The sequence below is a fragment of the Bradyrhizobium sp. genome (assembly GCF_049581145.1).
In the GTDB taxonomy this organism is placed as follows: Bacteria; Pseudomonadota; Alphaproteobacteria; order Rhizobiales; family Xanthobacteraceae; genus Bradyrhizobium.
In genome coordinates this window covers 1-1,988 of sequence record NZ_JBAURI010001337.1, presented here as the reverse complement: position 1 = coordinate 1,988, position 1,988 = coordinate 1, and the positions used below count along the sequence as shown (strand labels likewise).

Annotated in this window: 2 protein-coding genes; both read left to right on the top strand. The window is 67.1% G+C overall.

All coding sequences use genetic code 11. The annotated features are described in order from the left end of the window. A partial coding sequence (locus tag WCB02_RS42590; RefSeq protein ID WP_423969192.1) for an L-threonylcarbamoyladenylate synthase occupies positions 1 to 696 on the top strand: 696 nt, incomplete at its 5' end. A gap of 12 nt (positions 697 to 708) precedes the next feature. Continuing rightward, on the top strand, positions 709 to 1,988 hold a 1,280-nt coding region (locus WCB02_RS42585), incomplete at its 3' end, for an FAD-binding oxidoreductase (RefSeq protein ID WP_423969189.1).

The following is a 1,988-nucleotide window of genomic DNA, read 5'->3' as shown; positions in this document are numbered from 1 at the left end:
GTGCTGCCCAAGACGGCCGATTGCCCGGTCGCCGAGCTTGCCACCGCCGGCCTCGAGACGGTCGCGATCCGCGTCCCAGCGCATCCCGTCGCACGCGCCCTCCTGGAGGCCTTCGGCCGGCCGGTGGTGGCGCCGTCAGCCAATCTGTCGGGCCATGTCTCGCCGACCACGGCCGCCCATGTCGAAAGCGACCTCGCGGGGCGGATCGAGTTGATCATTGACGGCGGCTCGGTTGCGGTCGGCGTCGAATCCACCATTATCGGTTGTTTTGAAGCAGCGATGCTGCTGCGGCCCGGCGGCGTGCCGCGCGAGGCGATCGAGCGCGTGCTGGGCCGGCCGCTCAGTTACCCTCCAGGCGATGCCGAGAACGACACCGCGCAGCCACTGGCGCCGGGCATGATGGCCGCGCACTATGCGCCGCGCACGGCGGTGCGGCTCAATGCCGACCATGTCGCGACGGGCGAAGCGTTGCTGGCGTTCGGCCCGGCGATGCTGCCGGGCGCGGAAACTGCCGCCGCAACGATGAATTTATCCGCGGGCGGCGATCTCAATGAAGCCGCCGCCAATCTTTTCGGTTATCTTAGGGCACTCGACGCCAGCGCCTTGCGGGCGATCGCGGTGATGCCCATTCCGAACGACGGGTTGGGAGAAGCCATCAACGACCGGCTGCGCCGCGCGGCCATCGGACGGGAGTGACCGGAAACAACAATGAACATCGTCCAGCCTGCAGCGCCAGCGCTCTCACCCGAATTGATCGCGACATTCCGCGCCATCGTCGGCGGCAAATATGCGGTGACGGATGAGGCCGATATCGCGCCCTATGTCACCGAGGAGCGCGATCTGTTCCACGGCCGGTCGCCGCTGGTGCTGCGCCCGGGCTCGACTGAGGAAGTCTCAGCCATCTGCAAACTCGCCAGCGAGCACAAAATCGCGCTGGTGCCGCAGGGCGGCAATACCGGTCTGGTCGGCGGTCAGACCCCGCATAATGGCGAAGTCGTGATCTCGCTGCGGAGGATGAACGCGATCCGCGAGGTCGATACCGCCTCCAACACCATGACCTGCGAAGCCGGCGTGATCCTGCAGGTCGCGCAGCAGCGTGCCTCGGAGGCCGACCGACTGTTCCCGCTGTCGCTGGGCGCTGAGGGCAGTTGCACCATCGGCGGTAATCTGTCCACCAATGCCGGGGGCACGACCGCGCTGGCCTATGGCGTGGCGCGCGAAATGGCGCTCGGTCTCGAAGTGGTGCTGGCCGACGGCCGTATCCTGAACCTCCTGTCGAAGCTGAAGAAGGACAATACCGGCTACGACCTGCGCAACCTCTTCATCGGCGCCGAGGGCACGCTCGGCATCATCACCGCCGCGACGCTGAAGCTGTTCCCGAAGCCGCGCGCGATCGAGACCGCCTATGTCGGCCTGACCTCGCCGGCGCAGGCGCTGAAACTGCTCGCGATCTCCCAGGTCGAGGCCGCCGGGACGCTCACCAGCTTCGAGCTGTTGTCCGATATCGCGGTCGACTTCTCGATTCGCCACGGCATCGACGTCCGCGCCCCCCTGGCGGCCAAGCACCGCTGGTACGTGCTGATGGAATTGTCGTCGCCACGCGATGACGCCCGCGCCACGCTGGAAGCGATCCTGGCCCAGGGCCTGGAAGACGGCATCGTCGACGACGCCGTGATCGCGGCGAGCCTCGGCCAGCGCCAGATGTTCTGGAAACTGCGCGATGAGATGTCGGCGGCGCAGAAGCCGGAGGGCGGCTCGATCAAGCACGACATTTCGGTGCCGGTGGTCGCGGTGCCGGATTTCATCGAACAGGCCGATGCCGCAGTGGTGAAGCTGATCCCGGGGGCGCGGCCGGTGTCGTTCGGCCATCTCGGCGACGGCAACATCCACTACAATGTCAGCCAGCCGATCGGCGCCGACGGCGCCGATTTCCTCGCGCGCTGGCACGAGGTCAACGCGGTGGTGTTCGAGATCGTGCTGCGCATGGG